Source organism: Alcanivorax sediminis (assembly GCF_009601165.1).
GTDB lineage: Bacteria > Pseudomonadota > Gammaproteobacteria > Pseudomonadales > Alcanivoracaceae > Alcanivorax > Alcanivorax sediminis.
The window spans coordinates 1,162,320-1,188,444 of sequence record NZ_WIRE01000001.1 but is presented as its reverse complement, the minus strand read 5'-3'; the positions used below and the strand labels follow the sequence as shown (position 1 = coordinate 1,188,444).

The window sequence follows — 26,125 nt, the reverse complement described above, 5'->3', positions numbered from 1 at the left end:
CGTAGCGGAGTTTCGAGTTTCGAAAATCAAAAAATCATGGGCGCGGCAAGGGTGGCATTTAGAAACTCGCTTCTCGCAACTTGAAACTCTTTGTGTTCGCACCCCAAGTGGTTCCTGCAGCAATCCTCTACGTTTGCGCGATACAAGAACGCCAATCCCCTCAGCACGGCATCTTCCCCGTTAGAGTGAGTCGAGGAACGGAGCCCTGTGACGGCGTAGAGCAAAAAAACCTGTCTGAGCGGAGCGAGTCTTTTTTTGCGTCCGCCACAGGGCGAGTACCGGAGTGTGCCCGCGGAGCGGGTCGAACGGAGTCGGGGTGGCGGGGAGTCCATAGGGGGAGCCAGCTCCCCCTTTGGGCCCGTCCGGCGAGGACACGCTCGTGTCAAAGTGCGATGGCATATCAGCAGATGCCGAGTCACACAGGAGGGCTCTACAATCCCCTCCGGCTCGCCCCTCGAGGGGTGCTACCCCTCACCCTCAATAGAAACGCGCCTCTGGAATCCTTGCCTCGCTTAGGCTCGGATCGCTTGCAGGCAAGCTCCTACAGCGGCTTCGCATCCATAGCCGGGCCTAAGTTTTGCCCATGCGCTACAATACGCCCATGAGTAAACTCAAGCTGATCACCTTTGATCTCGATAACACCCTGTGGCCGGTGGACGAAGTGATCCGTCATGCGGAGAAGACCTGCAGTGACTGGATTGCGGATAACCATCCTGATGCCGCCGCCGCGCTAAGCGCCGAGCGGGTGCGGGCGGTGCGCACGGCGCTGCTGAAGGAAAAACCCCAGTATCTGGACAACCTGACTGCCCTGCGTCAGGACGCCATGAGCCGCGCCTTTGTGGAGCATGGCTTCAGCGAACCGGAAGCCCGCCGCATTGCCCTTGATGCTTTCAAGGTCTTCCATACCGCCCGCAACCAGGTACGCTTTTTTCCCGGTGCGCGTGCCGTACTCGAGCAGCTGGCCAATCACTATGTGCTAGGGGCGCTCACCAATGGTAATGCTGACCTGCAGATGATTGGCATCGATGATCTGTTTGCCTTCCATCACTCCGCCGAAACCATCGGCAAGCGAAAACCTGCTCCGGATATGTTCGCTGCCGCCCTGAGGGATGCCAGCGTCACCCCCGTTCAGGCCGCACACATTGGCGATCATCCTCTGGAAGATGTCCATGCTGCCCGCGAGCACGGCATGCATGCGGTGTGGGCCAACCTGGTGGAGATGGACTGGCCGGTTGAACTGGAACGCCCCAGCCACCATATCCTCACCCTCGAAGAAATCCCCGACCTGGTAGCCCAGTTAAATGACTAAACATGCCGCCCTCACCGTCATTCTTGATGACCTGCAGACCGAACTGGAAAAACAGGGCCTGTGGACCACCCAACCACCGACACCCGCCGCCTTCGAAAGCGAGACGCCGTTTTTTGCCGACACCATGGATTTCAGTCAGTGGTTGCAGTGGGTATTTGTGGCGCGTTTTCGCGCCATGATGGACGCCGGCGTCCCTCTTCCTGCCAGCTGTGACGTGGCCCCCATGGCAGAAGAAGCGCTAAAGGAAATGGAGCGGGACATGAGTGAAATCATCAGCCTGTTGAAGGCGTTCGACGAACACTTTTGAACGCGCTGAAGCGAGTAACGAGTTTCGAGTTTCGAGTTGCGAAAACCCGCCCCCATAGGCATCGGTTTTGCCTGCCGAAACTCGCTTCTCGTCACGCGTAGCTAACCCACCACGCTGTCCCTCAATAAGCCGCGCCACTGTTGCTCATCCTCTCCGGCGGACAGGGTCCACAGCCAGTGTCCATCGGCATCCAGTGCCTCCAGGGCCGTCACCACTTGTCCGTCTCCGGGTTTGCGCAGCCGCCACAGGGTATGCATCTGCGCCATGTCCAAAGAAACCAGAGCACCGTTGTGCGCCAGATGACAGTGACTGCCCTGCCAGCGCGGCGAGGACCAGGGTGCAGTCATGCAGAGCCGAACCCCTTCGTTGCCAACGCACAGGGTCGTCGCCGCATCCCGATCGGCGGCCTCTCCCAGCACTACCGCCAGTGTCTCTGGACGCACCTGACAGGCAAAGCTGTCCCGCACAGCACCGTAAAGCATCGCGCGCTGATCATTGCAGCGTAGCAATAGTCGGGAAAAATCATCGTCATCCTGACTCGCCTCCCAATCACGCTCCAGTGCCGACAACCCATCTAATCTGTTTCCATCCCGGCGCGGCCCAATGGCGGGAAGACTCAGGCTCCGCTGATTCGGGTGCAGCATGGCGCACACCAGTTCCTCAAACGCCAGACCACCACTGTTCGGCGCTACCGCGACCTGCTGCAGTGGCTGTCCATGATGATCGAGAAATAACAGGCTTCGGGCGGGCAAGTTTCCCGTGGGCTCCAGCACCGCCAGCACCGAGTGCCATTGCTGCACCTTGAGCGTTTGTCTCAAGCGGCAGCGCTCACCAACGGATTCCAGCCACCACTCACCCTCGGTCAACGCCGGGTAGTTCATGTTCTGGGACACCCGGGAACCGGATGTAAACGTCGTCACGACCAGAGAGCCCAGCCGATACAACGCCTTGAGGATCGCCAGCGGTTCGTCTTGCAAACGTAGTACCCGATCACCAAGCGCAGCGCCGCACTGTCTTAGCAGGGGGGATGCCGCCGGCGCCATGGGCCATGCCATGACCGACATATTGAGCCTCCAGATCACCTGGCACCGGGCTGCCAGTGCCACCAGTTATTAGGTGTGGAAAGCTGGCGGCGGCTGGCGATCCACGTCAGGGAGAAACGGAAACAAGAGACGCAGCAGGAAGAATGCTTTACGCATCAAGACAAATGAGGAATAGCGGGTAATCGCACCCTGCCACGCCACCCGGGCCTTCTGCGTCGAACACCGGTTTAAACTCTCGCAGGTCTTGTCTCATCTTGGGTGTTGCGTCACTTGGTAAGAATCAGCCGGTTGTTGGAAGTCCGGCGTAGCAGGTAACGCTCACCGGCATGCTCAATCCACAATTTGCCCTCATGGTTCAACAGCAACGCACTGGTCACCCTACTTTCCGCGTTGATAGACACCCTGCGTGGAGAGGACGTTACCGCTTTTTTAATCTGGTTCATGCTGACCTCCAATTCTGCACATGAGAATCATTATCATTATTGATTGGACGCTCGTCAATCTCTGCATGGAATTTTCTGAACAGCATCACTGTGCAATTGAGGCTCGCGCTTAACAGAGCGCGAAGCTCAAAAGTTTTACTTTTCCCGCTATCAACCGGTGACCTGCAAGCAGCACTTTTATCACTGAGGTATACGGGTTTATGGCTTCCCTCCCGTGGCGTTGCTTCCATCCGCCAGGCTGCACCGGGCATCCAACCTTTTTACTTTCCGCTATCGAAAAACGCCCGGTAATGGAGTTAGACTGAATGCATGAATACTGCGATGGCACACCCAATGACCGAGTCCCCACAGGAACGTCTGGCCGCGATCATCGACAGCCACCAGCCCCGTTCCATTCTGGCGGTAAGCCTGAACCCCATCCCTGTTGTCAGTCAGTGGTGCAAGGATCACGACTGCGAACTGATTGAAATACAGTCCCCCACCCCATTCGATGCGCTGGAAGACATTGAGCGTGTGGACATGGCGATTGTGGCGGATCAGCTGGAATACATGACCCACCGTGATGGCGAGTCCCTGATGGGGTTGCTGCGCAACCTGCATACGGATTCGCTGGTGGCAGTCTATCAGCCCACCCTGGCCCCACAGGCCCTGCGCTGGCCCAGCAATGGTTTTCTGGCACTGGGTTGCCGGGAACAGGGACACTTCAGCCAGGACGGCCGCAGCCTGGACATGTACAGCTACGATCTGGATAACTACAACTTCGAGCGTAGCTGGAACAATGCCAGATTCTGGGCAAACCCGGAAAACTGGGGAAAATACTGGTGGTAACCCTGGCCCGTCATGCCCTGTCATGGCTGGCAAAACGCCTTATGCTGACGTAAGGTTGCGTCACTTTTTTTCTTTGTCGGCGACACCATGATCGGTCAACGTTTTCGCGAAATTCTCTATTTCTGGTGGCGCCACCTTGGCCCGCTATTTCTGGTTTCCGCTCCCTTCGCCCTGGCCACTGAAATGCTGCAATGGGCCTTTGGCACCGCCATCGTCCTGCCCGAAACCCCTGATGGCAGCCTTGCTGTCAGCACGGCCAGCCTGGTACTGATCATGTTGATTCGCCCTCTCGCCGAAGGCACGGTGATTACCCAGCTGGCCGCCAGCCGCAGCGGCAAGCCAGCGGGGCTGCTGGCCTGCATGGCACCCGCCCTGCTGATGTATCCGGCGCTGCTGGCCACTTATTCGATCATTGCCATCGGTGTGGCCCTGGGTTGGCTGGCCTTCTTCTTTCCGGCGCTGTGGGTGTATGCCCGACTGAGCTTTGCGCCCTATCTGGTGGTATTGCACCGGCAAAATCCGCTACGCGCCATTCGTCAGTCTTTCACGATGACTGAAGCCCAACAGTGGCCACTGCTGCTGGTGATCGTACTGGTGTTCCTGGCCTACATGCTGAGCAGCAGCATCATTGCCGGCATGATTACGGGTGCGGTATCCCATATTGCTGCCGCCAGCCTGCTGATCGCACTACCGATCAGCGTCATGGCGACCATCAATAATGTGACTATCTTCCGTTTCTGGGAGCTGGCAGGCACCCCCACCCAGCCCTGAGCACCGCTCTGCCATAGCCGGTTACATACTGCCATGGCAAAGATGGGGATAAATGGCATACTGAAGGGAAGGAAACGGAATGAATACCGGGGAGACGTTGTGCCGCAACATACCATGCACCTGAGCTGGACCGCCCATGGCAACCAGGATCACTACCTCTGGCACCTGCCTGATGGCAACGAAGTCAGGGTGGTCGACGGCCAGCATGGCCAACAGGAGTTCATGGAACCCGAAGAGGCGTTCATTGCCGCTCTGGCCAGCTGTCACCTGCTTTCTTTTCTCACTGAAGCCGCCCGTGAGGGACTGTCTGTTGCCAGCTACGATGACGATCCTTCCGCCGTGATGGGCCAAACCCCCCAGGCCAAGATTTACGTCAAACAGATCCGCATGCAGCCCCTGGTAACTTTCACCGGCGAGCAACCGGACCTGACCCGCATCCAGGCGCTGCATCAACGCGCTCACGAAAAGTGTTTTATTGCGACCTCGGTGAAAAGCGAAGTGGTTATCGAACCACGCGGGTAGATCAGCTGCGAGTTTCGAAGGCCGTCCTGCCAGCGGTTGACCCCGTAATTGAATTACGTCTCTGGAATCCTTACCTCGCCTGTGCTCGGATCGCCATGCAAGCATAGCTCCTACCAGCTGCACAGGTTATCGGAGATCGCCGAACTCGACGATTTGAGAGGCTTTACCGTTCTTCTAAAAACCCAGGGAACTATTTTGGGTTTTCCTTTCCAGCGTAGCTTCTAGCTATTCTCTATTTTCTCTCGTACACCACAAACGAATAATCGTAGGGATTCGGCCCTTCTGCGGCGAAGTCTTCGCGGCCGATCTCGCTCCACTCACCGGTGTCGTATTCCGGGAAGAAGGTATCGCCTTCCACGTCGGCGTGGACCTCGGTGAGGTAAAGGCGGTCAGCCTTTGGCAGGGCCAGCTGGTAGATTTCCGCGCCGCCCATGATCACCGCTTCTTCCTGGCCGTCGATGAACGCCACGTTTTCCGCCATTTCCACCGCTTCTTCCAGAGTCGACACCACCTTGGCGCCTTCAGCTGCATAGTCAGCCTGACGGGTGATCACGATATTGGTCCGGCCGGGGAGCGGCCCCTTCAGGGATTCCCAGGTCTTGCGGCCCATGATCACCGGTTTGCCAAAGGTGACCTGCTTGAAATATTTGAGATCGTTGGGCAGATACCAGGGCAGCTTGTTGTCACGACCGATAACATTGTTGCTGGCCTTGGCGACCATCATGGAAAGACGAATGGACATGAATAAACCTACGCTAGAGGCCAGACGCATGACGCCGGACAAAGACTCTGCGTCGAGCGTCCGGCATCGGGCGTCAGGCGTTATATTGCCACCGGCGCCTTGATATGGGCGTGGGGCTCGTAATCGCTCAGGGTAAAGTCATCGAAGGTGAAGGCAAACAAATCCTTTACCTCAGGGTTCAGGGTCATGGAGGGCAGCGTGCGGGGTTCTCGAGCCAGCTGGGTATCTGCCTGCTCCAGATGATTGGAGTAGAGATGGGCGTCACCCAGGGTGTGAACAAAGTCTCCAGGCTCCAGACCACAGACTTGCGCCATCATCAGCGTTAGCAGCGCATACGAGGCGATGTTAAACGGCACGCCCAGGAAGATGTCGCCACTACGCTGGTACAACTGACAACTCAACTTGCCGTCTGCCACATAAAACTGGAACAGGCAGTGACACGGCGGCAGCGCCTGCTTGCCGGCGGCAGCGTTGGCCTCCGGAGAAATGGTTGGGTCCGGCAACACGGCCGGGTTCCAGGCACTGACGACCAGACGCCGCGAATCCGGGTTGCGCTTGATCTCATCCAGGACCTGGGTGATCTGGTCGATGACCTGGCCGTCCGGCGTTTTCCAGCTACGCCATTGTTCTCCATAAACCGGCCCAAGCTCCCCATCTTCCGTGGCCCACTCATCCCAGATCGAAACACCGTTTTCCTTCAGGTACCGGATGTTCGTTTCACCGGACAGAAACCACAACAGCTCATGGATAATAGAACGCAGATGCAGCTTCTTGGTCGTGAGCATGGGAAAACCCTCGCTCAGGTCATAGCGCATCTGGTAACCGAACACCGCATAGGTGCCAGTTCCGGTACGGTCTTCCTTGAAGGTGCCGTTGTCACGCACATGGCGGAGTAGATCGAGATATTGCTTCATGCCGTTACCTTTACGCCGTCTCTCTTATGCCGTCTTATGCTGTTTGACGTGCATCATTGCGGTACGCCCACACCATCATGGCGATACCCAGAATAATCATCGGGATGCTGAGCAGCATGCCCATGGTCAACCAGCCTCCGGCCAGATAGCCAATGTGCGCATCCGGTTCGCGGAAGAATTCCACAAAGGTCCGCGCCGCACCATAACCCACACCAAACAGGCCGGTCACGGCAGCAGCCGGACGGGGCTTGGCCGAATATACCCAGAGCACCGCGAACAACACCACACCCTCCAGCAGGCACTCATACAACTGGGATGGGTGACGAGGCAGTTTCAGGGGATCGGTGGGGAACACCATGGCCCAGGGTACATCACTGGTGCGCCCCCACAGCTCGGCGTTGATAAAGTTGCCGAATCGTCCGGTGGCCAGCCCGATAGGCACCATCGGCACCATGAAATCAGCCACTTCGAAATAACCCTTGTTGGTCTTGCGGGCAAACAGCGCAAACGCCACCAGCACACCGATGGCGCCGCCGTGGAAGCTCATGCCACCATCCCAGACCTTGACCAGCCAGACCGGGTCCGCCAGAAACTTGCTGAAATTGTAGAAGAACACATAGCCCAGGCGCCCACCCAGAATCACGCCCATGGCGCCATAGAACACCAGGTCGCCGACTTCATCCCTGGTCCAGCCCGAATTGGGGCGCTTCGCCCGTACCGTACCCAGCCACCAGGCGGCGGCAAAGCCGATCATATACATCAGCCCATACCAGTGGACCTTGAGAGGGCCTATGGCGATGGCGACAGGGTTAATTACAGGAAATTCCATAGTCTCTTATCCAAACAGCAGCTTTAACCCGAGCACTAAAAGCACCGCGGCAAAGACCCGTTTCAGGGTAGATGAAGGCAGACGATGACTGACTCTGGCGGCCAGACGGGCAAACGGGAAACTGGTGAGCACTATACCGGCTGTCGCCGGTAAAAACACATAGCCAAGTGCCCCTTCCGGCAGATGCTGCTCATTCCAGCCGGCCACCGCGAACCCCACCGTTCCAGCAATAGCAATCGGCAGCCCACAGGCTGAAGAAATCGCCACCGCCTGCTGCATTTTCAGTCGGCACCAGCTCAGAAAGGGCACCGTCAGCGAGCCGCCACCGATACCGAAGATAGCAGAGCCGGTACCAATCAATAGCCCCGCCAGCCACAGTCCCAGCGCGCCGGGAACACGCTCAGGCAGGGAAGTATCCTGTACCTTGCGCCCTGTCAGCATCATTTGCACGGCAATCACGATGGCAAACAGACCAAACAACCGGGTCAGCAGTTCCCCTTTCATGGCATCGGCTATGAAGGCGCCGGCAAAAGCACCCAGCACAATGCCGACGCCCAATCGAAACGTGATCGGCCAGCGGACAAAACCAGCCTTGTGATGAGTACGCACCGCACTGATCGAGGTAATAATAATCGTGCTCAGCGAAGTGGCCACGGCCATTTTTGCCACCAACTCCGGCGGAAAGCCAAGACCATGGAACAGGAAGATTAGCGCAGGCACGATGACCACGCCGCCGCCAAGACCCAGCGCACCCGCCAGCAAACCGGCTCCCACACCCACGCCCAGACAGATCAGAAACAACTCCAGCACAGCCTCTCCCAACACAGACCACCGCAAGGCAGGTATGCTAGCACGGTGGAACGCTGGACGCCGGACGCTCGATGCCTGACGCCAAAACCGTCATAAACCTGACCTCTGGCGCGAAATTCCGGCCGCATCGATGGCGGCAAGCGAGCGAGAAAAAGAAAGGGAAAATACATGTGTATTGTACTGCTGGACTGGCAACCGGGGTCGGACATCCCGTTACGGGTGGCGGCGAATCGGGATGAGTTTCATGCGCGGCCGGCGGAACCGGCGCGCTGGCGGGGCGATATCTTCTGTGGTCTGGACCTCACCGCTGGCGGCACCTGGCTGGGCATTCATCGCAACGGCCGCTTCGCCGTGGTGACCAACTACCGCGAGCCGATCACGGATCGTCAACCTGGCGAGCGTTCCCGGGGCCTGCTACCCAGCGCGTTTCTGACATCCACTGCCAGCCCGGAACAGTTCGCCCGGGAACTGGCGCAAGAGCAGCAACACTATGGCGCCTTCAACCTGCTGGTGGGCACTCCGGACAGCCTCTGGTATCTGGGCAACCGTGGCGCTAATCCACAGCCCGTCACGCCCGGTATTCACGGCCTCAGCAATGGGCTCATGGATGACCCCTGGCCCAAGGTAAACAGGGCCAAACGGCATCTCCAGGAAGTGATCGGCAAAGGCGGTTCACTGGAGCGGCTGCTGGACGTGGTGACCGATCGCCATCAACCCGCTGATGATGAACTCCCCGATACCGGCGTTGGCCTCGATCTGGAGAGGCTGGTGGCGCCGGTATTTATCCAGTCTCCCACCTACGGCACCCGTGCCAGCAGCGCGGTGATTCTCGACAGGGATAACGGACCACAAATGCTGGAGCAATGCTGGCAACCGGATGGCTGCCGCGCTGAACGTACCTGCTCAGATTAACCTGGCGCGGTTAAAAGGCTGATGTCATGACCGATGCGTAGAACGCTACCATCGCAGGATACTGTGAAAGCGCCAATCGCTCGTTGGCGCCATGAAATCTCGCCACATCCTCCCGCTCAAAAGAGGCGGGAAGAAAGCGGAAAACATTTCCAGACAGCGCCTCATAGTGACGCGCATCGCTGCCAGCAATCAGCAGGAAAGGCACGGCCACCGGCGCGGCAGGCAACCCTTCAGCCAAGACAGACAGCTGTTGATACGCTGACGAATCCACTGGAGATATGGCCGACGGCTCCGCAAAGAACCCCTCCGCGATACGGGCATTCACCGTGGCAGGCAAGGCCTCTTCCAGCCAGGTCATCAACGTCTCTCTATTCTCGCCCGGCGCCAGCCGAAAGTTGATCACCGCCTCAGCGGTGGCGGGCAGCACGTTGTCCTTCACCCCGGCCGACAGCATGGTAGGTGCCATGGTGGTACGGATCAGGGCATTGGTGTCAGGCTTGCTGGCCAGCTGCTGAAGCACCAGCGGCTCGAACAGCCACAGGTTGGCAAACACCACTCGCTTTCCCCAGGGCTGCCAGGGTGCCACCTGCTCCAGCATCTGACGTGTCGCGCCATTCAGAAACGCTGGCCGAGGCGAAGCCTGCAACATCATGATCGCCCGGGACAACTCACCAATGGCGGTCTGCTCGGGAGGCCGGGAAGAATGTCCTGCGCCACCCTGAGCCGTCAGAATCACGCTCAGGTAGCCTTTCTCCGCAATGCCGATCAGCGCTACCGGCTTGTCGATACCCAATGTGGCTCCGGGCAGCACCATTCCGCCTTCATCGAGAACCATGGCAAACTGCAGACCCTCGGAGAGCATCCAGGCCGCCATCTTCCCGGCGCCCTGAACGCCCCCGACCTCCTCATCATGGCCAAACGCCAGCCACACATCACAGGCGGGGCTCTGCCCCTGCGCCAGCAGCGCTTCCACCGACTCCAGAATCGCCATCAGGCTGCCCTTGTCATCCATGGCGCCGCGGCCCCACAGGTAACCCGACTCAATCGCGCCAGCAAAAGGGGCTTGCAGCCAGTCTTCGGGAGAAGACACCGGCACCACATCCTGATGAGCCAGTAACAGGATCGGGGCACAGTCATTACTGCTTTCCCAGTGATAGAGCAGGCTGTGGCCGAAGGCTTGTCGAGAAAGCGAGGCATGGGCCAGCGGGAACGCCTGTTCAAGAAAGGCGTGAAACGATGCAAACGCATCAGCCTGACCCGCAAGGGTAGGGAACTGTATCGCCCGAGACAGGCGCTGGGTCATCGCCGCCGCCTGCTCTTTGCTGAAGACGACCGGAGAGGGAGACGAGGGGAAGGATTCAGGGGCCGGAACCATCGCCGTGCGCGCCACCAGCACCACGACCAACAATAGCAAGGCAGCGCCGATACCGCTCAGCACCGCCTTCATGCTCAAGCCAGCGCCTTGCGGTTACGCAGCAGATCGCCAAGCCCCGCCTTGTCCAGTTGCAGGTCCACATAGGCGGAAATCACTTCCGCGTTATCCATGGCCAGCACTTCACTGAGCAGCTTGCGGATAAAACACATCTTCACCTGCCGAATGGCGGCCTTCACCTTGAGCAGGTTGGACGCATTCATGGACAGGGCGTCCACGCCCATGGCCATCAGCATCAGGGCGGCCGCCGGTTCACCCGCCATCTCGCCACACACCGAGACCTTTTTACCCTCTTCCCGGGCCTGCTCTACCACATGCAAAATCGCATGCAGGACCGCCGGGTGGTACGAGTTGTAAAGCGATGCCACCTGCCGGTTATTGCGATCCACCGCGAGCAGGTACTGAGTCAGGTCGTTGGTACCTATGGACAGAAAATCCACGCGTTGTGCCAGCGCACGGGCCTGGTACACCGATGCCGGCACCTCAATCATCACCCCCACTTCCGGCATGGGGACGTCGACCCCCTCTTCCCTTACTTCCAGCCAGGCCCGATGAATGAAGTGCTGGGCATCTTCCGCTTCCGTCACACTGGTGACCATGGGCAGCATGATGCGCAGATTATTCAGGCCCTCACTGGCCTTGAGCATGGCGCGCAACTGCACCATGAAAATTTCCGGGTGATCCAGCGTGACCCGGATGCCGCGCCAACCGAGGAACGGGTTTTCTTCTTCAATGGGGAAATAGCTGAGCGATTTGTCGCCCCCCACATCCAGGGTGCGCATGGTGACCTGATGCGGAGAAAACGCCGCCAGCTGCTCCCGGTAAATCACCCGTTGCTCTTCTTCGGACGGGAACCGGTCGCGCACCATGAAAGGAATCTCGGTGCGATACAGCCCCACGCCCTCGGCACCGCGCTCCAGCGAACGGCTGATGTCCGTCATCAACCCGGTGTTCACCTGCAGTTGAATGCGATTACCATCCTCGGTTTCAGCAGGGAGATCACGCAGGCGCTCGAGCCCCGCCTGCAGCGTAGCTTCCTCACGAATAATCTCTTCGAACTGCGCTTTTAGCTCCGGAGAGGCGTTGGCCACCACCCGGCCACGAAAACCATCAACGATGATTTCCTTGTCATCCATCTGTTTCAGCGGCAGATTCTGGGCGCCCACCACGGTGGGGATCCCCATGGCGCGAGCCACAATCGCCATATGCGAGTTGCGCGAGCCCCGGGTGGTGACGATGCCGCGAATACGCTCACGGGGCACTTCCATGAGCATTGGCGCAGAGATGTCTTCACCCATCAGAATACATTCGTCCGGGAAGACGACATGACGACGGGTCTGGCTCTGCAGCTGGGCCAGCACCCGGCGGCCGAGATCTTTGACGTCCGCCGCCCGTTCACGCAAATAGGGGTCGTCCATCATCTCGAAATTGCGCACGTGTTTATCTACCACGTCTCGCAATGCACCCTGCGCCCATTGCCCCTCACGAATCAGGGCGATCACTTCCGCCGGCAGTGCATGCCGATCCAGCATGCGCAGATAGACATCGAACAGCGCCTGCTCTTCAGTTCCGAGGGATTTTGACGCACGCTCCGCAAGGTCCCGCACTTCCTGACGGGTTTTTACCAGCGCATCATCAAGACGGGAGATCTCACCACCGATATCGTCGACCTGGCGATCCGGCACCGAAGCCAGATCCGCTTCGGGAAACAACAGCACCCCGAGGCCAATGGCCGCTCCAGGGCAACCGGGCAAACCGTCATAAAAACTGGGCAGGGAGTCATCGCTGGACTCGAGCTGTGAGAACAGCACGCCAGACGCGTGGGCATGGGCAATTACCGCGGACAACTGAGCGGAAATGGTCACCAGAAACGCTTCTTCGCTTTGATCGAAACGGCGCACATCACGTTGCTGGACCACCATGACGCCCAGCACCTTACCGTGATGCATCACCGGCACGCCCAGGAAGGCGTGAAACGGATCTTCCCCGGTCTCTGCCAGGTAATGGAATTTGGGATGCGTAAAGGCGTCTTCCAGGTTGATCGGTTCTTCGCGCAGACCCACCTGCCCGATCAAACCCTCCGCCAAACCCAGGCTGACGTTACCAACGGCTTCCTGCTTGAGACCTTCCGAGGCCATCAGCACATATCGCTGATCTTCCTCGTTGCGCAGATAAATGGAACACACCTCAGTACCCATGGCATCGCGCACCCGCTTGGCCATCAGGTCCAGGGCTGTGCGGATATCCGCCGCATTGTTCACTTCCTGAACAATGCGGCGCAGGGTATCAAGCATCGCCGGAGCCTCCCGTTCGAGCCGTCGCCGCCGCTTTGCCGGAGAGCGTGCCGACTTCTTTTTTCAGAGCCGGAGCCAGCTCCCGCAGTGCGCGGGCATAGACCCCTCGCTTGAAGTGCACCACCTTTCGAATCGGATACCAGTAATTCACCCAGCGCCATGCCTTGAACTCCGGCGTGTCACTGGCAAACAGGTCAATGGACTCTTCGCTTGCTGTCAGCCTCAACAGGAACCATTTTTGCCGCTGGCCGATACAGTGGGGTCGATTGCGCGGACGACGCAAGAAACGGCGCGGCAGACGATACGTCAGCCACCCTTCTGTGGAAGCGATAATCTCCACATGCTCTTCTCGCAGGCCTACCTCTTCTTCCAGCTCGCGGAACAAGGTTTCTTCCGGCGTTTCTCCGGGCATCATGCCGCCCTGGGGAAACTGCCAGGCATCACGATTACCCACCCGGCGGCCCCAGAACACCCGGCCATCCTCGCCGGCAATAATGATCCCGACATTCAGCCGGAATCCCTTTTCGTCAATAATGCCTGTCATGATCTCTCTGGAGTTGGGGCTGCGTCCGTGGCGTGGTGGCGACCCTGCAGCCCAATGCCCGAAATGCCCTATTGATCATAGGGTTAAGATGGCTGCCTGGCCGTCTTCTGCGGATCGGGCGTCGTTGCCCCATTAAACCTTGTCAGGCAACCTGCAATCAATTGCCGAATCCTGAAACCAGTGCAACTTCCGTACCCTTTTGCCACCTTTTCTGCCACCCACGCCCCACAGAGCCTGTGACTTGTCATCTGCATCCCCTAAAATGACCCGCTCAGTAAAGGAGAGGCCATGACACTCGCTATTTTTGACCTGGACAACACCTTGATCGGCTGCGACTCCGACCACCTGTGGGGCGACTGGCTGGTTGAGAAGGGTATTGTTGACGCAGACCATTACAAGGAAACCAACGACCAGTTCTATGTGGACTATCAAAACGGTCGCCTGGATATCATGGCTTACCTGCGTTTTTCCCTGAAAGTGCTGGCGGATAACGACATGGCCCAGCTGCATTTCTGGCGCGAACAATTCCTGGCCGAAAAGCTGGACGAAATGTGGCTACCCAAGGCCGAGACCCTGCTACAACAGCATCGGGACCAGGGACACACGCTGATGATCATCACTGCCACCAACGATTTTGTGACCGCCCCGCTGGCAGATCGTCTTGGGGTGGACCATTTGATCGCCACCGTGGCTGAGTGCAAGAAAGAACGTTATACCGGTGATATCGCAGGGGTGCCCAGTTACCGTGAAGGCAAGGTCGCACGCCTGCATGACTGGCTGAATGCCCACAATGAAACCCTCGAAGGCAGCTGGTTCTACAGTGACTCCCACAACGACCTGCCACTACTGGAAAAGGTCGACAACCCGGTGGCAGTGGACCCTGACGCCACCCTGGAACGCGAAGCCCGTGAGCGCGGCTGGCCGGTGATCAGCCTGCGCTAAAGCCACGGACGAGAGGAATCTGATGTACATCCTGACAAGAATAATCATCCCGGCTCTGCTCGCACTGATGCTGGTTGCCTGTGACTCCTCCGACGACCCGGCACAGGAAACCGAGTCCGCCGCTGCCCCCGAGGCCGGTATTGATGTAGCCGAATGGCAGCAGCAGGGCCGCGACGATTTCGATAAGGCCGCCAGTGATTGGCAGGCTGCACTGGCCGGTCTTGAGCAGTCGCCCGGCGATGCACAATTGAAAACCCTCCGAGAGTCGCTCGCGGGCTGGTATCAGGCATTCACTATGCAGGCCCTGCTGCTAAACGCCCGCGCCTGCCAGCTGGATCAGCACGCCACCCTTTCCCGCATGGACACTTGGCCGCTCTATCCCGGTTACATTGATGCCATGCCGGAATGGCCAGAGTCCGGCCTGATCAGCGACCCTTACCTGGAAATGGATGGCAAGACCCTGCGCCTTCAACATGGTGCCACCGATGAGGCTGAAGCCAGCCTGGGGTTCGCGGCCATGTTTGTCGTACTCAACGGGACCGGCGATACAGCCAAGGCCCTGAGCTTTTTTCAGGGAGAGGAAAACCAGGCCGCCCGTCGCCTGAGCTACCTGAAACTGGCTGGCGAACAGATCATCAGGGACTACCGGGTGCTGATGAGCGAGGCTCCACTGTCAGACAGCGATCTGGATTGCGCCCTCAGCAAGATGCTCCGCGAGCACCAAAAGCTGAAAGAAAGCGCAGACAATGACAACGAACTGGTGATACCGGCAACGGTTCGTCAGACACTCGGCAACAACTTGCTAGTGTCCCTTCAGAACGTGCCGGAATCCGTCGTACAAGCGTGGAATGATGCCAGGCCTGGTATTCTCGACACCTTGGCCGCCAGCAAAAAGGACGGCTGGCAGGTCATCGAGGCATGGCAAGAGGGTGACAGGTCGACACCGGAAGCCTGACAAACAGGTCATGACCGAAACGCGGCGATCGTGCCAAACAAAAAAGCCCGCAGGATTTTCCCCGCGGGCTTTTTGCAAACCGCCAATAGATCAGAAGTTATAGCGACCGAAAACGCCAAAGGTGTCGATGTCGCCACCAAGCTTGGCACGGGCACCCAGATCCACCGCGGGGGTGACCTTGTAAAGGCCTTCACCGTAAACGGCCAGATCATCGTCATACACGTCCATGTAAGACAGGCCACCGGACAATTCCACTTTTTCTGCCGGTGCAAACCGCACACCACCACGCAGTTCGAAGCCCAGATCGTCATCGTCGCCAAAGTCGTAATCCACTTCGTCCCAGATCAGGTCCGCACTACCCACGAAATCCAGGTTCTGCTGCAGCGGCGAATGGAAACCCAAACCAACATAGATGCGATGACCATCAACGTCCGGATCATTGAAGTTGCCGCGGTCCCAGTCGCCATCATAAAACGACAGGCCGCCTCGCATGAAAAGATGCTCATCCAGCGCAAAGGCGCCTTCGGCTGTTAATGCATCCACGTCCCAGCCGTTGTCGAAATCCCAGTTATCATAGGCCAGCTGACCATAATCATAGGAAAAGCCGTTATCGCGAACCGCAGAAGTGCGCTGCTCCGCCATGGCCGGCGCAGAGATAGCCAGCGCAATGCCAGACACAAGCAATGTCTTTTTAAACATATCGATTGTCCTCTTCCTTTAAATTCAACAACGTCAGAGATGGCGCCACTATAGCCCGGTGGATGGAAGCCCGTCATTCGATCGCGTCGCTTTATTGCAGAGTTTTATAAAAATTTTCATTGCCGGGGATACACACGCTTTCAACTCAAATGGCAGGCACAAAAAAACCCGCCAGGCTTGCGCGGGGCGGGTTTTTCACTTCTGGCTGATCAGAAGTTGTAACGGCCGAAGATGCCGATGGACTCGCGGTCACCACCGAACAGCAGACGGGCGCCGATATCAATGGCGTCAGTCGCCTTGAACAGACCTTGCGCATACAGGGTGATGTCGTCGTCATATACGTCGTAGTAAGACAGACCACCTTCCAGCTCTACCTGATCTGCCACAGCTGCACGCACGCCAGCACGCAGATCGAAACCAATTTCATCGTCATCCGCGCTGGTACTGGTACAAACGAAGGCATTACAGAAAGTGGCATCGTATTCACGATCATCATAGATGATGTCCGCGCTACCCACGAAGTCCAGCTTCGCTTGCAGCGGGGTGTGGAAACCCACACCGGCATAAATCTGCTTGCCATCCAGATCACCACGGCCAAGATCACCATCAAAGAAAGACAGGCCGCCACGAATAAACAGGTGCTCGTCCAGCGCAAAAGCACCTTCCGCAGTCAGTGCGTCGACCTCAATATCGTTATCCCAGTCCCACTGATCGTAGGCCAGCTGAGCGTAATTGTAGGAGAAGCCGTTATCGCGAACAGAAGAAGTACGCTGTTCCGCCATGGCAGGCGCAGAAACAGCCAGAGCAACCCCAGACACAAGCAATGCTTTCTTAAACATAATAAAGTCGTCCTCAATCAAGTTTTAAACGGCTTTCCAGACTGCGCCACTATTATCGCATGGCCGGGCAAACAATCTGTGTAGCCTCTTCCGGTAAGCCGGAAAGTTATTAAAGTTTTCAACGATGCGGGCCAGTTTATAACACGGCCTTGACCTGGGGGTTACCCTCAAGTTCCAGAATCTGTGATGAACCGCATGAATCTGTCTGCCCGCATATGGAGGCATCAATGGCCGAATACCGCTTATCGATCTCAGGCGCCACCTGTCAGGGGTGCGCCCGAAAAATCACCCAGGCACTCACTGTCGTGCCGGGGGTCAGTGAGGTCCAGGTTGATCTGGAACAGCAACAGGTTCAGGTCACGGCAAAGGATGATGTCCCCACCGAACGACTGCAGACCGCGATTGCTGAGGCCGGCTATGGTCCCAGTGAGCCGCACTGTGAAGGGGTGGTTAACGAGAGCCCTTCCTCTCGGGAGCCCGCTGCCACCGACGGCGATGTGACATTGAGCATCAGCGGCGCGACCTGTGCTGGCTGTGTGCGCACCATTGAGGAAGCCCTGCGCAATACTCCCGGGGTGAAGAAGGCTGAAATGAATTTCGCTGACCGCACCGCACAAGTGTCCGGCAGCGCTTCTGTGAAATCCCTGGTGCAGGCAGTGGAAGCCGCAGGTTACGGCGCCAGCGAAATCAGCCCGGAAGACGATGGTAGCGAACAGGAGGCGCGTGAGCTGGCACATTACCGGCTACTACTCAGACATATGTGGTTCGGGCTTGGCCTTGGTGCTCCGCTGATGGCCTGGGGACTGCTCGGCGGCGATATGATGGTTCGCCCCGGGGAAACCAGTCAGTGGGTCTGGCTGGGCATCGGTCTGGCTACGCTGGCGGTGCTGGCCACCGCCGGTCGGCACTTTTTTGTAGGCGCCTGGAAAGCCTTCGGTAATCACAACGCCAACATGGACACCCTGATAGCACTGGGCACCGGGGCTGCCTGGTTGTACTCCATGGCCGTGGTGCTGGCCCCGGGGGTGCTCCCGGAAGCGGCAAGGCATGTCTATTTTGAAGCCAGCGCCATGATCATCGGCCTGATCAATCTTGGCCAGGCACTGGAAGTGCGGGCTCGTGGCAAGACCAGCGCGGCGATCAAGCGGCTGCTGGATCTGGGTGCCAAGACCGCCCGCGTCATTCGTGATGGCAGGGAACAGGACATCCCTGTGGAGCAGGTGCAACTGGGTGATCGGTTGCGCGTGCGCCCTGGCGAAAAAATTGCCGTCGACGGCGAGGTCATTGAAGGCGAAAGCCGCATTGATGAGTCCATGCTGACCGGCGAACCCATGCCGGTAGAAAAAAACATCGGCGACAAGGTCAGTGCGGGTACGCTCAATGAGAGCGGAACCCTGATCTATACCGCCACGGCCGTAGGCCGCGACACGGCGCTTTCCCGCATTGTCGCGCTGGTCAAGAAAGCCCAGGGCAGCAAACCACCGATTGGTCGTCTGGCGGATCAAGTCTCGGCCATTTTCGTCCCGGTCATTATGATCATCGCGGTGGTCTCAGCGCTGGTCTGGTTTAATGTCGGGCCCGACCCTCGCCTCACTCACATGCTGATCAGTGCCACCACCGTATTGATCATTGCCTGCCCCTGTGCACTGGGCCTCGCCACCCCCATGTCAGTCATGGTGGGCGTGGGCAAGGCCGCAGAATTCGGTATTCTGATCCGTCAGGGTGAAGCGCTGCAGACCAGCAGCAAACTGGACACCATCGTACTGGACAAGACGGGCACCATTACTGAGGGCAAGCCGGAAGTCACTGCCATCCTAACCGCGGATGGCCAGCAAGATGACCGTATTCTGCATATTGCGGCAAGCCTGGAGAGCGGTTCCGAGCATCCCTTGGCCCAGGCCATTCTGCGTGAAGCGGAGCGTCGCGAACTGTCGCTGATGGAAGCCAGTCAGTTTTCAGCGCTGAACGGCAAGGGCGTGACCGCCATCGTGGAAGGGCAACGCTACCGGCTGGGTAATCGCCGCTGGCTGGAAAGCGAGGGCGTCACTGTCACGCTGGAGACCCAGTCGCTTACCGACAAGGGCGCCACTCCGTTATTTCTTGCCACCGACACCTCTCTGCTGGGCGTCATTGGGGTGGCGGATCGCATCAAGGAAGACTCCCGCGCCGCCATTGCCCGGCTGCGCGATGTGGGCATGAAGGTGGTCATGATTACCGGCGACATTCAGGCCAGCGCTAACGCTATTGCCAAAGAGGCGGGCGTCGATGAGGTAATGGCGGAGGTCCTTCCGGAAGACAAGGCCAAAAAGGTCAAGGCACTGCAACAGGAAGGACGCATCGTCGGCATGGTCGGTGACGGCATCAATGATGCCCCGGCACTGGCCCAGGCCGATGTGGGCTTTGCCATCGGCACCGGCACTGACGTGGCCATCGAGTCCGCCTCCATTACCCTGATGGGCGGCTCTCTACACGGGGTGGCAGACGCCATGGCCATCTCCGCCGCGACAGTCAGCAACATCAAGCAGAACCTGTTTGGTGCCTTTATCTACAACAGCCTGGGCGTACCGGTCGCTGCCGGAGTGCTTTATCCCTTCACTGGCAGCCTGCTCAGCCCCGTGATTGCCGGAGCTGCCATGTCGTTGAGTTCGGTCACGGTGGTCACCAATGCCAACCGTTTGCGCTTGTTCAAACCGGGAAGGAGAAACCAATGAGCCTTTTGATTAACCTCGGCGGCATTGTTCTTGTCGGACTCATCATCTGGTGGTTCTGGCTGTCTCGTCCGGGCGGAAAAAAGCCACTGCAGGTGAGCGACGAGGTCACCATTGTGGTAGAAAGCGGGGTCTATGAACCGGGCCTGATTCATGCCCGTGCCGGACAGCCTCTGACACTGCACTTTGATCGTCGTGATCCCTCGCCCTGCGCGGAGCAGGTGATCTTTCACGGGCTGGATACGAGTGAATTTCTTGATGATGGCAAGGTCACAACAATAACCCTGCAGAACCCGCCAGAAGGTGAATATCGTTTCACCTGCCAGATGCAGATGTATCAGGGCAGGTTGATTGTAGACTGAACGTAACATGTAACACGTAACCAAAAATGAGGAACTAACGTGAAGAAGCTACTGGTTATTTTAACTGCCCTGATGATGGCAGCCTGTGGAGAAGATGCGCCGGCGCAACCGGAAACCACCACAGAAACACCGGCAGCTCAGGTCGCCGCCACCGACAAGGTGTTGGAAGTGTACAAGTCGCCCACCTGTGGCTGCTGCGGCGCCTGGGTAGATCACATGAAGGAACATGGCTACACCGTGGAAGTTCACGAGACCGACAACCTGCAACCCATCAAGGAAAAAGCCGGCATCCTTCCCGGAACGGGTTCCTGTCACACTGCCTTTATCGATGGCTATGCCATTGAGGGACATGTGCCTGCCAGCGATGTGGACCGGCTGCTGGCCGAACGCCCTGCCGGCAAGGGCCTGACGGTTCCGGGCATGCCTGTGGGCTCACCCGGTATGGAGATGGGTGATCGAGTGGATGCCTACGATGTGCTGCTGTTCGATGAAAACGGTACCGCCGTCTTCAGCCATCACCCTGGCAACTGAGCAAGTGGCTCAACGATAGCCGCGTTTCTTGCAAAGTAATTGCTCGGTAAAAAGCGAGTAATGGGCTTCGAGCTGCAAAAACCGCCGCCGCAATGTCCGGTTTTTGCAGTTCGAAACTCGCCCTTTTCTCAACCAGAACGATGCCGACCGGCAGGCGCTTCTCAAACTGACCGACGTCTACCATAATCTCCTGCGCCAGTGGGTAGAGACCTGAGTCACCTCCGAACAACCCCGATCCCGCTGACACCACAACACGGGATTCCCCATGATGAGTTTTCACGACTGGCTTTTGCTGGCCAGCGTTTGCGCCTTGGGCGCCATGACCCCGGGCATCAGCCTGGCAGTGATCACACGACACACTCTGCACGGAGGCCACAGGGCCGGCGCAGTGGCCGGTATCACTCACGCTTTGGGCATTGGTCTGTGGGCCGCAGCCACTGTCACCGGCCTGGCAGTCCTGTTTCACCGTCACCCCGTCATGGAACAGGTACTGTCACTGGGCGGAGCGGCATTTCTGATCTGGATGGCATGGAAAAGCTGGCAGGCTGGAAAGCAGCCTTTGTCATATGCAGAGTCGGAAAAGTCGCTGCATGTGCTGCATGGCGCCGCCCGGGATGGCTTCATGGTGGCCTTCCTCAACCCCAAGGTGGCGCTCTTTTTCCTCGCCTTGTTCAGCCAGTTTCTTGACGCAGGCATGAGCCAGACCGCCCGCGTCCAGATGGTGCTAACCTCCATGCTCATTGATGGCGGCTGGTATGTGCTGGTGGCCGTTTTGCTGGGCCGCAGCCGCTTCTTGCCCTGGCTGCGCGTCCACCATCACTGGGTCGAGAGGGGTACCGCTATACTGCTGGTAGTCATCGCCTGCAGCGTGGCCTTCCAGTCCCTGGCGACTATGCCTTGACCTTGGGGTAGCCCATGGGTTGATAATCAGCACTATGAAACGTACTTGGCACCCTTCCATTCGGCCCTTGGTGGCCCTGTTGCTTACCGCTCTGATGCTGGTAACCGGCACGGCTGTGGCTATGGAAGGCAGCGCCATGGCGGCCAGCGGTGCGCGGATCGGCAATGCCTTGTCGCACTGCCATCACCACACCACCAACACATCCATGGCCATGAACGACAGCGGCATGGAACATCAGGCAGACCGTCACTGCCCGGACGACACCGCCTGTCAATGCATCACACTCTGTCAGGTCAGCGCCATCAGCCTGACGCGCTTCCTCCCCGGTAATGATCGCCCCGCCCAGCACTATGTGCCGCGAGCAGTCATCGCCGTATCCCCAGGCATTAACCAGCTTCCATTGCGCCCCCCCTCTCTGACTGTTTGAGCCCGCTTTTTCTCAAACTTTCAGGAGACAGTCATGAACAAGACACCGTTTTCCCTGCCACGACGTCGCTTCGTGCAGGGCCTGGCGCTTGGCGCCACCGGACTGGGGCTGAGCCTCAGCCCTCGCCAACTGCTGGCCACTCAAGGCCACACCGGCGCACCCATTCTCAGTGGGGACACCTTCCACCTGACACTGGGCGGCGCCGACGTGAACATCACCGGCAAGACCCGTCAGGCCACCACCATCAATGGCATCGTGCCCGGCCCAACCTTGCGCTGGCGCGAGGGCGACACCGTCACCATCAAGGTCACCAACCTGCTACCAGAAACCAGTTCCATTCACTGGCATGGCCTGTTGTTGCCATTCCAGATGGATGGCGTACCCGGTTTGTCCTTTGATGGCATCAAGCCCGGCGAAACTTTTACCTATCAGTTTCCTATCGTGCAAAGCGGCACCTACTGGTACCACAGCCACTCGGGCTTTCAGGAGCAAACCGGTCTTTACGGCTCCATCATCATCGATCCGAAAACACCGGACCCTCAGCCCTTTGACCGCGAACAGGTCATCATGCTGTCGGACTGGAGCGATGAAGACCCGAAGCATATTTACGCCACGCTCAAGAAGGTCAGCCATTACTACAATTTCAACGAACGCACCGTGTTCGATACCCTGCGCGACTTCCGCGATAAAGGCGTCCTGCAAACACTCAAGGATCGCCACATGTGGAACAGCATGCGCATGAGCGAGCGGGATCTGGCGGATGTCACCGGCTATACCTATACCTACCTGATGAATGGCCAGAGCCCCAACGGCAACTGGACCTGCCAGTTCAACCCTGGTGAGCGGATCAAGTTGCGCTTTATCAACGCCAGCGCCATGACCTTCTTTGATATCCGCATTCCCGGCCTCGACATGACCGTGGTGGCCATGGACGGGCAGCCGGTGAAACCGGTGGACTTCCATGAGGTGCGCCTGGGTGTGGCCGAAACATTGGACGTGATCGTCGAACCAAAAGACGACCGGGCCTACACCCTGTTTGCCCAGAGCATAGACCGCTCCGGCTTTGCACGCGGCACCCTCACACCGGACCCGGCGCTCAGTGCTGCTGTGCCCGATATGGACGAACCGCCTTTGCTGGGTCATACGGAAATGGGCATGGGAGCCATGAATCATGGCGGCATGAACCATGACACGGGTGACATGGACCACAACACCATGAACCATGACATTGGCGGCATGGACCACAGCGCCATGAATCACGACATGGGCAGCATGGACCACAGCGCCATGGCCGTACCCTTTGCCACGGATCCCGCCAACCCGGATCTGGCGCCAAGAGAAAGCGCCACCCAGCATCTGGACAGCGAATTCGGACCCGGCGTGGACATGCGCGCCATGGCGCCCGGAGAGATGCTCGCCGACCCTGGTATTGGACTGCGCGACCGCGATTGGAAAGTGCTTACCTATGCGGATATGGAAACCGCAGGGGGACCACCGGACAGCCTCCATCCGGATCGAGAAATTGTGCTGCACCTGACCGGCAACATGAGCCGCTACATGTGGAGCTTCAACGGCATTCCCTTTGCCGATGCCAAACCCCTGGAGCTGTACCACAACGAGCGGGTCCGTATCACCCTGGTCAACGACACCATGATGACCCACCCCATTCACCTGCATGGCCTGTGGAGCGATCTGGAACTGGGGGATGGCAAGCTGCTGCGCAAGCACACCATCACTGTGAAGCCCGGCGAGAAGCTCAGCTACCTGGTGCGTGCCGACGCCCTAGGTCGATGGGCCTATCACTGCCACCTGCTCTATCACATGGATGCGGGCATGTTCCGCGAAGTCCGCGTGATCGCCAAAGACGGCAGTCAATCCATGCCCGCCATGGATCACCATCAGCATGGGGAGGGCGCATGATGAATATGATCAAGAAGGGACTCCCTGCCATCGCGCTCACCTTGAGCACACAAACTGCACTCGCCATGAGCGAGCACCCCATGTGGGTGGGCCAGGTCATTCTCGATCAGCTGGAAGTCCGAGATACGGACGAAGGCAGGGTCATGGCCTGGGAGCTGGATGCCTGGTACGGCGGCGACTTTAACAAACTGTACTTTGCCAGCGAGGGCGAGCGGCTCATGGCACCGGAGGAGGATGAAGAAGACCCGGCGACCGAAGGGGCTGAAACGCGACTGGCCTGGAGCCGCGCCCTTTCTCCCAACTGGGACTGGCAGCTTGGCGTACGGCGCGACTGGCAACCTGATGATCCGAACCGCGACTGGGCCAGCATCGGCCTGCAGGGACTCGCTCCCTACTGGTTCGAGGTCAACACCCACCTGTTCGTTGGCGAAGACGGCCTGAGCAACCTGCGCCTGGAAGCCGAATACGAACTGATGTTCACCCAGAAGCTGGTGCTGGTTCCCAGCCTTGAGGCGAATCTGTATGGCAAGGAGGACGACGAGCTTGGTGTTGGCAAGGGTCTGACGGATATCGAAGCTGGACTGCGGTTACGCTACGAGATTCGCCGGGAAATAGCCCCCTACATCGGTGTGAACTGGGAGAAACAGTACGGTGATACCGCTGACTTTACCCGTAACGCTGGCGGCAAGACTGAAGAAGGCAGCGTGGTGGCCGGTATCCGTCTCTGGTTCTGATCGCAATACAACGGGGTGGGCCCGCCAAAGGCCCACCCGCATCACATCGTTAGTTTGAACAGGGGCTACCAGCCACCCGCTTGCCTCACCGGCGATGCTGGCTGGTGTTTCCCGGCAAGGAGATACCATGAAAACCGTACTTGTCACATTGCTCGCACTTGTCGTTCTGGGCCTGGCGGCCGCGGCGGCATTGATGTTCAGCGGCAGCTATAACTTTGCTGCCGACGAGCCCCATTGGGGCATCACCGAAAAGCTCATTGCCAGCGCCCGTCACCACGCCATCGACCGGCGAGCCAGCGAGATCGAGGTACCTGATGACCTGGACAACCCGGCACGACTTCGCCGTGGCGCAGAGCATTATCAGCCCATGTGCGCCGGCTGCCACCTGGCCCCTGGCATGGACGACACGGAACTGCGTGCCGGCCTGTATCCGCAGCCCCCGGCACTGACAGAGCACGGCATCCACAATGCCGCCAGTGCGTTCTGGACCATCAAGCACGGCATCAAGATGAGCGGCATGCCCGCCTGGGGCGCCAGCCATGATGATGAGTCTCTGTGGGACATGGTCGCCTTGCTGAAAACGCTGCCGGGCATGACAGAAGAGGAATGGAAAATACTCACCGGTGGTGATGAAAAATCGGCAACCCCAACAGGCCATGAGCATCATGACCATGCCCACTAAACTACGTTAGTTCTGCCTAGCAAAAAGGCCGCATCCAGTATTGGATGCGGCCTTTTGATTTTCTGCAGCGGCTTAGTTCGAACAGCTTTCGTACTCATTGTTCTCCAGAGTACGCAGTTCCTTGTTGCCCTGGATCTGAATATCCAGATCCTGCAGCACGCCATCACCGATGCCATAGACCCAGCCGTGGATGATCAGGTCCTGGCCGCGGCGCCAGGCTTCCTGCACCACCGTGGTGTTGGACACGTTGATGACCTGACGGGCCACGTTAAGCTCGCACATCTTGTCCAGACGCGCCTGGTCATCCGGCAGTTCGGCCAGCTTCTTGCGGTTCCGCAGGTACAGCTCACGCACCTGACGCAGCCAATTGTCGATCAAGCCGTGGGGCTCGTCTTCCATGGAGGCTTTCACACCGCCACAGCCATAATGACCCACCACCATAATGTGCTTCACCTTGAGCACATCCACCGCAAACTGGAGTACGGAAAGCAGGTTCAGGTCGGTGTGGTTGACCAGGTTGGCCACATTACGGTGAACGAACAGCTCACCGGGCATCAGGCCAACGACTTCATTGGCGGGGACACGGGAATCGGCACAACCGATCCACAGGAATTCCGGGCTCTGCTGCTGCCCCAGCGCCTCGAAGAAACCGGGGTGCTGTTTCTCGATCTCGACGCGCCACTTTTGATTATTGGAAAAGAGTTCAGGCAGGGTTTTCATGGTCT

Annotated in this window: 29 protein-coding genes; 17 read left to right on the top strand and 12 right to left on the bottom strand. The window is 58.5% G+C overall.

Annotation, left to right across the window (positions count from 1 at the left end):
* Positions 1–601: 601 nt before the first annotated feature.
* Both GFN93_RS05350 and GFN93_RS05345 read left to right on the top strand, forming a co-directional pair.
* A complete protein-coding gene (locus tag GFN93_RS05350; RefSeq protein ID WP_153499553.1) occupies positions 602–1,309 on the top strand; it encodes an HAD family hydrolase in 708 nt (235 codons plus the stop codon).
* A complete protein-coding gene (locus GFN93_RS05345) occupies positions 1,302–1,616 on the top strand; it encodes a YqcC family protein (protein WP_153499551.1) in 315 nt (104 codons plus the stop codon). The genes GFN93_RS05350 and GFN93_RS05345 overlap by 8 nt, the downstream gene beginning before the upstream one ends.
* A 101-nt stretch (positions 1,617–1,717) precedes the next feature.
* On the opposite strand, the gene GFN93_RS05340 is transcribed toward GFN93_RS05345, so the two are convergent.
* Together GFN93_RS05340 and hemP are read right to left on the bottom strand one after the other, a co-directional pair.
* Positions 1,718–2,680: a ChuX/HutX family heme-like substrate-binding protein gene (locus GFN93_RS05340; protein ID WP_153499549.1), complete on the bottom strand. Its 963-nt coding sequence runs from the start codon at positions 2,678–2,680 to the stop codon at positions 1,718–1,720.
* 245 nt (positions 2,681–2,925) lie between these two features.
* Complete coding sequence (gene hemP / locus GFN93_RS05335; protein ID WP_153499548.1) at positions 2,926–3,102, bottom strand: hemin uptake protein HemP; 177 nt, start codon at positions 3,100–3,102, stop codon at positions 2,926–2,928.
* Between the two features lie 309 nt (positions 3,103–3,411).
* Here hemP and GFN93_RS05330 point away from each other — a divergent pair, with 309 nt between their 5' ends.
* From GFN93_RS05330 to GFN93_RS05320, 3 genes are all read left to right on the top strand, one after another.
* On the top strand, positions 3,412–3,930 hold the full coding sequence (locus GFN93_RS05330) for a DUF6231 family protein (protein ID WP_153499545.1): 519 nt from the start codon (positions 3,412–3,414) through the stop codon (positions 3,928–3,930).
* Positions 3,931–4,017: 87 nt separating this feature from the next.
* Positions 4,018–4,701 carry a hypothetical protein gene (locus GFN93_RS05325; RefSeq protein ID WP_153499544.1) on the top strand — a complete coding sequence of 228 codons (684 nt, stop codon included), beginning with the start codon at positions 4,018–4,020 and terminating at the stop codon, positions 4,699–4,701.
* 99 nt (positions 4,702–4,800) lie between these two features.
* Entirely contained in the window at positions 4,801–5,223 is a 423-nt protein-coding gene (locus GFN93_RS05320) for an OsmC family protein (RefSeq protein WP_328594281.1), read from the top strand.
* 232 nt (positions 5,224–5,455) lie between these two features.
* Here the strand turns inward: GFN93_RS05320 and GFN93_RS05315 are convergent, their stop codons facing one another.
* From GFN93_RS05315 to GFN93_RS05300, 4 genes are all read right to left on the bottom strand, one after another.
* The gene (locus tag GFN93_RS05315) at positions 5,456–5,965 is read right to left on the bottom strand and encodes a dihydrofolate reductase (protein WP_153499542.1); all 510 of its coding nucleotides are present in this window, start codon (positions 5,963–5,965) and stop codon (positions 5,456–5,458) included.
* An 80-nt stretch (positions 5,966–6,045) separates the two neighbouring features.
* Entirely contained in the window at positions 6,046–6,879 is an 834-nt protein-coding gene (locus GFN93_RS05310) for a thymidylate synthase (RefSeq protein ID WP_153499540.1), read from the bottom strand.
* Positions 6,880–6,913: 34 nt separating this feature from the next.
* Positions 6,914–7,708: a prolipoprotein diacylglyceryl transferase gene (lgt, locus tag GFN93_RS05305; RefSeq protein ID WP_153499538.1), complete on the bottom strand. Its 795-nt coding sequence runs from the start codon at positions 7,706–7,708 to the stop codon at positions 6,914–6,916.
* A 6-nt stretch (positions 7,709–7,714) separates the two neighbouring features.
* On the bottom strand, positions 7,715–8,518 hold the full coding sequence (locus GFN93_RS05300) for a sulfite exporter TauE/SafE family protein (protein ID WP_328594279.1): 804 nt from the start codon (positions 8,516–8,518) through the stop codon (positions 7,715–7,717).
* A 168-nt stretch (positions 8,519–8,686) separates the two neighbouring features.
* Between GFN93_RS05300 and GFN93_RS05295 the strand changes: the two genes are divergently transcribed.
* Positions 8,687–9,430 carry an NRDE family protein gene (locus GFN93_RS05295; RefSeq protein ID WP_153499536.1) on the top strand — a complete coding sequence of 248 codons (744 nt, stop codon included), beginning with the start codon at positions 8,687–8,689 and terminating at the stop codon, positions 9,428–9,430.
* Between the two features lie 10 nt (positions 9,431–9,440).
* Here the strand turns inward: GFN93_RS05295 and GFN93_RS05290 are convergent, their stop codons facing one another.
* From GFN93_RS05290 to GFN93_RS05280, 3 genes are read right to left on the bottom strand one after another with little or no spacing between them, the layout of a single operon-like run.
* The gene (locus GFN93_RS05290; RefSeq protein WP_153499534.1) at positions 9,441–10,877 is read right to left on the bottom strand and encodes a M20/M25/M40 family metallo-hydrolase; all 1,437 of its coding nucleotides are present in this window, start codon (positions 10,875–10,877) and stop codon (positions 9,441–9,443) included.
* A gap of 2 nt (positions 10,878–10,879) precedes the next feature.
* Positions 10,880–13,156, bottom strand: coding sequence for a phosphoenolpyruvate--protein phosphotransferase (ptsP, locus tag GFN93_RS05285; RefSeq protein WP_153499532.1), 2,277 nt, complete (start codon positions 13,154–13,156; stop codon positions 10,880–10,882).
* Positions 13,149–13,700 carry an RNA pyrophosphohydrolase gene (locus tag GFN93_RS05280; protein ID WP_153499530.1) on the bottom strand — a complete coding sequence of 184 codons (552 nt, stop codon included), beginning with the start codon at positions 13,698–13,700 and terminating at the stop codon, positions 13,149–13,151. Before GFN93_RS05280 ends, ptsP begins: the two co-directional genes overlap by 8 nt.
* A gap of 288 nt (positions 13,701–13,988) precedes the next feature.
* Here GFN93_RS05280 and GFN93_RS05275 point away from each other — a divergent pair, with 288 nt between their 5' ends.
* Together GFN93_RS05275 and GFN93_RS05270 are read left to right on the top strand one after the other, a co-directional pair.
* On the top strand, positions 13,989–14,642 hold the full coding sequence (locus GFN93_RS05275) for a histidinol-phosphatase (protein ID WP_153499528.1): 654 nt from the start codon (positions 13,989–13,991) through the stop codon (positions 14,640–14,642).
* 22 nt (positions 14,643–14,664) lie between these two features.
* Positions 14,665–15,597 carry a hypothetical protein gene (locus tag GFN93_RS05270; protein WP_153499526.1) on the top strand — a complete coding sequence of 311 codons (933 nt, stop codon included), beginning with the start codon at positions 14,665–14,667 and terminating at the stop codon, positions 15,595–15,597.
* 90 nt (positions 15,598–15,687) lie between these two features.
* On the opposite strand, the gene GFN93_RS05265 is transcribed toward GFN93_RS05270, so the two are convergent.
* Entirely contained in the window at positions 15,688–16,296 is a 609-nt protein-coding gene (locus tag GFN93_RS05265; protein WP_153499525.1) for an outer membrane beta-barrel protein, read from the bottom strand.
* Positions 16,297–16,505: 209 nt separating this feature from the next.
* Positions 16,506–17,135, bottom strand: a complete 630-nt coding sequence (locus GFN93_RS05260) for an outer membrane beta-barrel protein (RefSeq protein ID WP_153499523.1) — start codon at positions 17,133–17,135, stop codon at positions 16,506–16,508.
* A 227-nt stretch (positions 17,136–17,362) separates the two neighbouring features.
* Here GFN93_RS05260 and GFN93_RS05255 point away from each other — a divergent pair, with 227 nt between their 5' ends.
* From GFN93_RS05255 to GFN93_RS05220, 9 genes are all read left to right on the top strand, one after another.
* Entirely contained in the window at positions 17,363–19,846 is a 2,484-nt protein-coding gene (locus tag GFN93_RS05255; protein WP_194285748.1) for a heavy metal translocating P-type ATPase, read from the top strand.
* A complete protein-coding gene (locus tag GFN93_RS05250) occupies positions 19,843–20,205 on the top strand; it encodes a cupredoxin domain-containing protein (RefSeq protein WP_153499519.1) in 363 nt (120 codons plus the stop codon). Before GFN93_RS05255 ends, GFN93_RS05250 begins: the two co-directional genes overlap by 4 nt.
* A 39-nt stretch (positions 20,206–20,244) precedes the next feature.
* A complete protein-coding gene (locus GFN93_RS05245; protein WP_328594278.1) occupies positions 20,245–20,736 on the top strand; it encodes a DUF411 domain-containing protein in 492 nt (163 codons plus the stop codon).
* A 103-nt stretch (positions 20,737–20,839) separates the two neighbouring features.
* Complete coding sequence (locus GFN93_RS17610) at positions 20,840–20,950, top strand: hypothetical protein (RefSeq protein ID WP_194285747.1); 111 nt, start codon at positions 20,840–20,842, stop codon at positions 20,948–20,950.
* A gap of 51 nt (positions 20,951–21,001) precedes the next feature.
* Positions 21,002–21,637 carry a LysE family translocator gene (locus tag GFN93_RS05240; RefSeq protein ID WP_153499517.1) on the top strand — a complete coding sequence of 212 codons (636 nt, stop codon included), beginning with the start codon at positions 21,002–21,004 and terminating at the stop codon, positions 21,635–21,637.
* Between the two features lie 34 nt (positions 21,638–21,671).
* Entirely contained in the window at positions 21,672–22,064 is a 393-nt protein-coding gene (locus tag GFN93_RS05235; RefSeq protein WP_153499515.1) for a hypothetical protein, read from the top strand.
* 33 nt (positions 22,065–22,097) lie between these two features.
* Positions 22,098–23,984, top strand: coding sequence for a copper resistance system multicopper oxidase (locus GFN93_RS05230; protein ID WP_153499513.1), 1,887 nt, complete (start codon positions 22,098–22,100; stop codon positions 23,982–23,984).
* A complete protein-coding gene (locus GFN93_RS05225) occupies positions 23,981–24,718 on the top strand; it encodes a copper resistance protein B (RefSeq protein WP_235901674.1) in 738 nt (245 codons plus the stop codon). Before GFN93_RS05230 ends, GFN93_RS05225 begins: the two co-directional genes overlap by 4 nt.
* 127 nt (positions 24,719–24,845) lie before the next feature.
* The gene (locus tag GFN93_RS05220) at positions 24,846–25,400 is read left to right on the top strand and encodes a c-type cytochrome (RefSeq protein WP_153499511.1); all 555 of its coding nucleotides are present in this window, start codon (positions 24,846–24,848) and stop codon (positions 25,398–25,400) included.
* 72 nt (positions 25,401–25,472) lie between these two features.
* On the opposite strand, the gene can is transcribed toward GFN93_RS05220, so the two are convergent.
* Positions 25,473–26,120 (bottom strand): carbonate dehydratase, encoded by a 648-nt coding sequence (can, locus tag GFN93_RS05215; RefSeq protein ID WP_153499509.1) that lies wholly within the window; start codon positions 26,118–26,120, stop codon positions 25,473–25,475.
* Between the last annotated feature and the right edge of the window lie 5 nt (positions 26,121–26,125).

Excerpts from the sequence above, each read along its gene's own strand:
- GFN93_RS05350 (WP_153499553.1), top strand. The coding sequence starts at position 602 with ATGAGTAAACTCAAGCTGATCACCTTTGATCTCGATAACACCCTGTGG.
- GFN93_RS05345 (WP_153499551.1), top strand. The coding sequence starts at position 1,302 with ATGACTAAACATGCCGCCCTCACCGTCATTCTTGATGACCTGCAGACC.
- GFN93_RS05340 (WP_153499549.1), bottom strand. The coding sequence starts at position 2,680 with ATGTCGGTCATGGCATGGCCCATGGCGCCGGCGGCATCCCCCCTGCTA.
- hemP (WP_153499548.1), bottom strand. The coding sequence starts at position 3,102 with ATGAACCAGATTAAAAAAGCGGTAACGTCCTCTCCACGCAGGGTGTCT.
- GFN93_RS05330 (WP_153499545.1), top strand. The coding sequence starts at position 3,412 with ATGAATACTGCGATGGCACACCCAATGACCGAGTCCCCACAGGAACGT.
- GFN93_RS05325 (WP_153499544.1), top strand. The coding sequence starts at position 4,018 with ATGATCGGTCAACGTTTTCGCGAAATTCTCTATTTCTGGTGGCGCCAC.
- GFN93_RS05315 (WP_153499542.1), bottom strand. The coding sequence starts at position 5,965 with ATGTCCATTCGTCTTTCCATGATGGTCGCCAAGGCCAGCAACAATGTT.
- GFN93_RS05310 (WP_153499540.1), bottom strand. The coding sequence starts at position 6,879 with ATGAAGCAATATCTCGATCTACTCCGCCATGTGCGTGACAACGGCACC.
- lgt (WP_153499538.1), bottom strand. The coding sequence starts at position 7,708 with ATGGAATTTCCTGTAATTAACCCTGTCGCCATCGCCATAGGCCCTCTC.
- GFN93_RS05295 (WP_153499536.1), top strand. The coding sequence starts at position 8,687 with ATGTGTATTGTACTGCTGGACTGGCAACCGGGGTCGGACATCCCGTTA.
- GFN93_RS05290 (WP_153499534.1), bottom strand. The coding sequence starts at position 10,877 with ATGAAGGCGGTGCTGAGCGGTATCGGCGCTGCCTTGCTATTGTTGGTC.
- ptsP (WP_153499532.1), bottom strand. The coding sequence starts at position 13,156 with ATGCTTGATACCCTGCGCCGCATTGTTCAGGAAGTGAACAATGCGGCG.
- GFN93_RS05280 (WP_153499530.1), bottom strand. The coding sequence starts at position 13,700 with ATGACAGGCATTATTGACGAAAAGGGATTCCGGCTGAATGTCGGGATC.
- GFN93_RS05275 (WP_153499528.1), top strand. The coding sequence starts at position 13,989 with ATGACACTCGCTATTTTTGACCTGGACAACACCTTGATCGGCTGCGAC.
- GFN93_RS05270 (WP_153499526.1), top strand. The coding sequence starts at position 14,665 with ATGTACATCCTGACAAGAATAATCATCCCGGCTCTGCTCGCACTGATG.
- GFN93_RS05265 (WP_153499525.1), bottom strand. The coding sequence starts at position 16,296 with ATGTTTAAAAAGACATTGCTTGTGTCTGGCATTGCGCTGGCTATCTCT.
- GFN93_RS05260 (WP_153499523.1), bottom strand. The coding sequence starts at position 17,135 with ATGTTTAAGAAAGCATTGCTTGTGTCTGGGGTTGCTCTGGCTGTTTCT.
- GFN93_RS05255 (WP_194285748.1), top strand. The coding sequence starts at position 17,363 with ATGGCCGAATACCGCTTATCGATCTCAGGCGCCACCTGTCAGGGGTGC.
- GFN93_RS05250 (WP_153499519.1), top strand. The coding sequence starts at position 19,843 with ATGAGCCTTTTGATTAACCTCGGCGGCATTGTTCTTGTCGGACTCATC.
- GFN93_RS05240 (WP_153499517.1), top strand. The coding sequence starts at position 21,002 with ATGATGAGTTTTCACGACTGGCTTTTGCTGGCCAGCGTTTGCGCCTTG.
- GFN93_RS05235 (WP_153499515.1), top strand. The coding sequence starts at position 21,672 with ATGAAACGTACTTGGCACCCTTCCATTCGGCCCTTGGTGGCCCTGTTG.
- GFN93_RS05230 (WP_153499513.1), top strand. The coding sequence starts at position 22,098 with ATGAACAAGACACCGTTTTCCCTGCCACGACGTCGCTTCGTGCAGGGC.
- GFN93_RS05225 (WP_235901674.1), top strand. The coding sequence starts at position 23,981 with ATGATGAATATGATCAAGAAGGGACTCCCTGCCATCGCGCTCACCTTG.
- GFN93_RS05220 (WP_153499511.1), top strand. The coding sequence starts at position 24,846 with ATGAAAACCGTACTTGTCACATTGCTCGCACTTGTCGTTCTGGGCCTG.
- can (WP_153499509.1), bottom strand. The coding sequence starts at position 26,120 with ATGAAAACCCTGCCTGAACTCTTTTCCAATAATCAAAAGTGGCGCGTC.